Raw genomic sequence first — 5,241 nt, forward strand, 5'->3', positions numbered from 1 at the left:
GCTCAGGCCGCATCCCACCACCGACAGGGTCGGCGAGATGTACAAGGTCACCCGTAACCAGGATGGCTATTTTCTTGAAGCCCACGTTAAGCTCCGTCCGGTCGATTTCCCGAGTGAAGGGATATTCGTCGCAGGCCTCGCGCATGCGCCCAAGAACCTCGATGAGACGATCACGCAGGCGTTGGCGGCTGCCGGCCGGGCAGGCGTCGTCTTGTCTCACGAGCGTCTGGCCGTCTCCGGGATCATCGCCAAGCACAGGAAAGACCTCTGCATGTCCTGTCTCAGCTGCTTCAGGGTGTGCCCCTTTGACTCTCCCTACATCGGTGAGGACGGGAAGGTCGCTCACAATGAGGTTAAGTGCCACGGCTGCGGAATCTGTGCGGCGATCTGTCCTGCGAAGGCCTTCCAGGTAAACAACTTCCGGGATGACCAGATCCTTGCGATGATAGATGCTGCGGTCGAGTGCGAGCCGGGGGTCGTCGGGGGGTAAGCATGGGGCTATTGTTCGATATTGAGTTCGGAGGAGGAATAGAGAATGGATAAACTCGCGGAGAGGACCGCGGTGAAGGAAGTTCCCTCGGTGGAAAAACCGCGAGAGATACCGTCCGGTTGGGAACCGAACGTCCTTGCCTTTGCCTGTCATTTCTGTGCCTTTGCAGCGGCGGACCTGGCAGGGGTCATGCGGCTTTCCTACCCATCCAACGTGAAGATTATCCGGCTTCCCTGCACCGGAAAGCTCGATCACATCCACGTCCTCAGGGCCTTCGAGAGGGGCGTGGACGGCGTATTCGTTGCCGGCTGACTGAAAGGTCAATGTCATTACCTGGAGGGTAATCTGTACGCAGCGAGAAGGGTCGGCTATCTAAAGAATCTTTTATCCAAAGTCGGCATAGATCCCGAGCGCTTGGAGATGTATAACCTGTCAGCAGCGATGGGACCGAAATGGGCGGAGATCTGTACCGAGTTCACCGAAAGAATTCGGACGCTCGGACCTTCGCCGGTATGGGCAGCGGCATGCAAGAGCGAAGCAATGAAAAGGAGTGAGGAGCGATGATAGTAGGCGAGCAGAAGCCGTTCGATGAGATCTGGGAGATGGTCAGGAGCTTCAAGAAGGTCCTGGTCTTCGGCTGTAACACTTGTGTAGCCATATGCCATGCGGGCGGGGGCAAGGAAGCGGAGATCCTCGCTTCTCTGCTCCGTATGAAGGCCGTGCAGGAAGGCATGGATATGGAAATCAAGCATGCAGGCATAGAGAGGCATTGTGAGCCCGAGTTCTTTGAACCGCTGATGGAGGATGTCAGGACATACGACCTGGTGCTTTCGACCGCCTGCGGTGTCGGGGTCAATTTCCTTTCCGAGCGGATCGGCGATATCCCGGTTTATCCCGGAATCAACACCTCGTTCTACGGGGCCGTGCCGGCACCTGGTGTCTTCGAGGAGCTCTGCGCGGGCTGCGGTAATTGCATCCTCCACCTCACGGGCGGTATCTGCCCCGTTGCGCGCTGCTCCAAGACGCTCATGAACGGGCCCTGCGGCGGTACGAACAAGGGCAAGTGCGAGATCAGCCCTAACGTGGACTGCGCATGGTATCTCATCGTGGAAAGGATGAAAAGACTCGGAACGCTTGAGAAGCTCTCCGAGATCCAGCCGGCGCGCAACTGGTCGACTGCGCGGGACGGCGGTCCGCGAAGGGTCTCGCTTGAGCACATTCGTGAGTACGAGGATCAGGAAGCGCAGAAGTCCGAGACAGCCGGAGGTAAGAAATAATGAAGAGCGGAAGCAATCTGGAAAAAGTAATCGCGAGCGGACAGCCTGCAGTGACGGCCGAGTTAGGCCCTCCCATGAGCGCCGATGCCCACGAAGTTATTAAAAAGGCAAACATTCTTAAGGGACACTGTGACGCCGCAAACATCACCGACTGCCAGACAGCGGTAGTCCGCATTTCGAGTATCGCCGCAGCGGTATTGGCGTTGCGGGAAGGCCTTGAGCCGGTCATGCAGATGACCTGCCGGGATCGGAACCGCATCGCCATGCAGGCAGACCTGCTCGGTGCTTCCGCGCTTGGACTCAAGAACTGTCTCTGTATCGCCGGTGACCATCAGTCCTTTAGCGCCGCAGGAAGGTTGAAAGGACATCCCGGAGCGAAAAACGTCTATGATGTCGACACCTGCCAGCTCGTCGGCATTCTCAAGAAGATGCGTGATGAGGGGAAACAGGAGGGCGGTGATCCTCTCGAAGTAGCCCCGAAGTTCTTTGTGGGCGCCTCCTGGACACCCATGGGCGAACCGATAGACTTCAGGCCGATCAACCTCCTGAAAAAGGTGAACGCAGGCGCTGATTTTATTCAAACACAGGGCATCTACGATATCGAAGGCTTCCGCTCCCAGATGGAGAAGATCAGGAATATGGGACTCCACGAGCGCACGGCTATCCTCGGCGGCATCATCGTACCGAAGAGTGCGATGATGCTCAAATATATGGACTCCTCCGTGGCAGGCGTTTCTGTACCGAAGGCGCTCATCGACCGGATGAACAAGGCGAAAGAGACCGCAGGAGACGACAAGAAGAAGGCGAAGGAATTGCAGGAGGCGGAAGGGATCAAGATAGCGGTCGAACTCATCCGCCAGGTACTCGAAATCCCCGGAATAAAGGGTGTCCACATACAGGCCATCGAGTGGGAAACCGCCATGCCGGAGATCGTAAAAGCGGCTGGATTATATCCGCGGCCTGCCATTCCCTGAGGCGTGACCTGCCCGATGAGGACGCTTGTCCGTTATCCCTGTCCTCATCACCGCAAGATTACAGAGAGCATTACCGTATCAGACTTGTAAGGGTTCACGAGAGTCTCTCCTGATTTTACGCATCTCCTTGAGCGCCACCGCATACTGCTGACCTGTTGTGAATGGTTTTTATCCTGCGCCCCCTCTTAGAAGAACCGCACGTACATTGATAAACTGCGGGGAAAATGCTAAGATAGCGAATTCTTTTCTCAATCCTATGGACAAGAAAAAGATACAGGCAGGGGTCAGGCTGATCATAGAGGGCATCGGGGAGAATCCCGAGAGACCGGGGCTCCGGAAAACACCCGAGCGGGTGGCCGAAATGTTTCAGGAGATATTCTCAAGCCTCGGAGAGTCGCCGAGAGATTTGCTCACGCCGATGGAAGGCGAAAAACACGATGAGATGGTTCTTCTCAAGGAGATACCCTTCTATTCGGTCTGCGAGCATCACCTCCTCCCCTTTGCCGGTGAGGCTCACATCGCCTACATACCGGAAGGCGGAAGGATTGTCGGTATCAGTTCCCTTTCTCGGGCACTTGAGGTTTTCGCAAAAAGGCCGCAGGTGCAGGAACGACTCACAACACAACTGGCTGACCTCATCATGGAAAAACTGAGGCCGAAGGGATGCATGGTCATCCTCGATGCCGAGCATCTCTGCATGAGCATGCGAGGGATCAAGAAGCCGGGATCAAGGGTCGTCACTTCAGCGGTAAGGGGAATATTCAGAACGAAACAGAGCACGAGAGAAGAGACACTCGAACTCATCAAGAAAAAAGGCTAAAAGGAGGAAGAAGATGTCTGCAAAAGTCATCAGTGGTACGGAAATCGCCGCACAGATACGGGAAGAACTGAAGAAGGAAGTAGCCGAGATGAAGGAAAAGAGCGGCGTCGTGCCCGGACTGGTTACCATCCTGGTCGGAAAGAACCCCGCCTCGGTCAGCTATGTTACGGGCAAGCAGAAAACGGCCCATGAACTCGGGTTCCACTCGATTCAGGACGATCAGCCGGAAGACCTGTCCGAGGCCGATCTCCTCAAACTTGTCGAGAAATACAATAAGGACCCGAAGATACACGGCATTCTCGTTCAGCTTCCTCTGCCCAAGCATATCGATGAAAAGAAAGTCCTCACCGCCATCAACCCGGACAAAGACGTCGACTGCTTCCACCCGGTCAACGTGGGGCGTCTCATGATCGGGGGCAAGGAGGCGAAATTCTTACCCTGCACCCCTGCCGGTATCCAGGAGCTGATCGTACGTTCGGGCTTCGAGACCTCGGGCGCTGAAGTCGTCGTGGTGGGGAGGTCGAATATCGTCGGCAAACCCATTGCGATGATCATGCTCCAGAAGGCAAAGGGGGCGAATGCTACCGTCACGATCGTCCATACCGGCTCGAAGAATCTCGAGTTCCACTGCAAGCGTGCCGATATCCTCATCGTCGCAGCGGGTGTTCCGCACCTTGTGAAACCTGAATGGATCAAGCCCGGTTCCTGCGTTATCGATGTCGGTGTGAACCGTGTCGGTGAGAAGATCAGCGAGAAGACCGGCAAACCCGTGCCGATCCTGCGGGGAGACGTGGACTTCGACAAGGCCAAGGAGATTGCAGGTGCCATCACCCCAGTACCGGGCGGCGTCGGACCGATGACCATTACCATGCTCATGAAGAACACGGTAGCATCGGCGAAGATACAGGCCGGACTGTAATTATGTAAAGCAAAGCGGAAGATCTTTGAACTATTATAAAAAAACAATGTCAGCACCGGAGGGATACATGAAGAGGATTCTATCTGTAGTCTTGATTCTGTCAATCGCCTTCATCTTCGCCTGTACAAAGGCGCCGGAAGGGCAGAAGGCGCCCGTTTCGGGATATCTCGCCAAAGTCGGTTCCGCGACGATAACGCCCGACGACCTTAGCAGGGAAATGAAAGGGCTTCCTGAACAGATACAGAAGATGTTTGCGGGCCCGGCGGGGACCGAAAAGTTCGTAGACGAACTAGTCAAGAAGGAGATGCTCTACCAGGAGGCAAAAAAGAAGGGTCTCGAAAATAGCGATGATTACAAGAAGAAGCTTGAGGACTTCAAGAAACTCACCCTCATCGGCACTCTGCTCCAGAAAGAGGTGGAGGAGAAGGCTAAGGTGAGTGACAAAGAAGTAAGAGACTATTATGATGCACACAAGAATGAGCTCACCGCAAACAACCAGGTAAGGGCGAGTCACATCCTTGTGAAGACCGAGGATGAAGCGAATAAGATCATGGAACAGCTCAAGAAGGGCGCTGACTTTGCAAAGCTCGCCAAGGAGAAATCCATTGACAAAGGCTCTGCCGCTAACGGCGGAGATCTCGGCTACTTCTCGAGGGGCCAGATGGTGCCGGAATTTGAGAAAGCTGCCTTCGCCTTAAAAAAGGGGGAGATCGGCGGACCTCTCAAGACTCAGTACGGTTACCATATTATAAAGGTGACGG

Annotated in this window: 7 protein-coding genes; all 7 read left to right on the forward strand. The window is 55.1% G+C overall.

Going from position 1 to position 5,241, the window contains the following annotated elements; genetic code table 11:
• Positions 1–490, forward strand: a 490-nt coding sequence (locus VEI96_08260) for a 4Fe-4S binding protein (protein ID HXX57976.1), incomplete at its 5' end; no start/stop codon positions are given.
• Between the two features lie 108 nt (positions 491–598).
• Positions 599–1,054, forward strand: coding sequence for a hydrogenase iron-sulfur subunit (locus VEI96_08265; protein ID HXX57977.1), 456 nt, complete (start codon positions 599–601; stop codon positions 1,052–1,054).
• Complete coding sequence (locus VEI96_08270; GenBank protein ID HXX57978.1) at positions 1,051–1,767, forward strand: methylenetetrahydrofolate reductase C-terminal domain-containing protein; 717 nt, start codon at positions 1,051–1,053, stop codon at positions 1,765–1,767. The genes VEI96_08265 and VEI96_08270 overlap by 4 nt, the downstream gene beginning before the upstream one ends.
• Positions 1,767–2,741 carry a methylenetetrahydrofolate reductase gene (locus VEI96_08275; protein HXX57979.1) on the forward strand — a complete coding sequence of 325 codons (975 nt, stop codon included), beginning with the start codon at positions 1,767–1,769 and terminating at the stop codon, positions 2,739–2,741. The genes VEI96_08270 and VEI96_08275 overlap by 1 nt, the downstream gene beginning before the upstream one ends.
• 205 nt (positions 2,742–2,946) lie before the next feature.
• Positions 2,947–3,561: a GTP cyclohydrolase I FolE gene (folE, locus tag VEI96_08280; GenBank protein ID HXX57980.1), complete on the forward strand. Its 615-nt coding sequence runs from the start codon at positions 2,947–2,949 to the stop codon at positions 3,559–3,561.
• A gap of 13 nt (positions 3,562–3,574) precedes the next feature.
• The gene (gene folD / locus VEI96_08285; protein ID HXX57981.1) at positions 3,575–4,480 is read left to right on the forward strand and encodes a bifunctional methylenetetrahydrofolate dehydrogenase/methenyltetrahydrofolate cyclohydrolase FolD; all 906 of its coding nucleotides are present in this window, start codon (positions 3,575–3,577) and stop codon (positions 4,478–4,480) included.
• A 67-nt stretch (positions 4,481–4,547) separates the two neighbouring features.
• On the forward strand, positions 4,548–5,241 hold a 694-nt coding region (locus tag VEI96_08290; GenBank protein HXX57982.1), incomplete at its 3' end, for a peptidylprolyl isomerase.

Source organism: Thermodesulfovibrionales bacterium, from assembly GCA_035622735.1.
Lineage (GTDB): Bacteria > Nitrospirota > Thermodesulfovibrionia > Thermodesulfovibrionales > UBA9159 > DASPUT01.

Excerpts from the sequence above, each read along its gene's own strand:
- VEI96_08270 (HXX57978.1), top strand. The coding sequence starts at position 1,051 with ATGATAGTAGGCGAGCAGAAGCCGTTCGATGAGATCTGGGAGATGGTC.
- VEI96_08275 (HXX57979.1), top strand. The coding sequence starts at position 1,767 with ATGAAGAGCGGAAGCAATCTGGAAAAAGTAATCGCGAGCGGACAGCCT.
- folD (HXX57981.1), top strand. The coding sequence starts at position 3,575 with ATGTCTGCAAAAGTCATCAGTGGTACGGAAATCGCCGCACAGATACGG.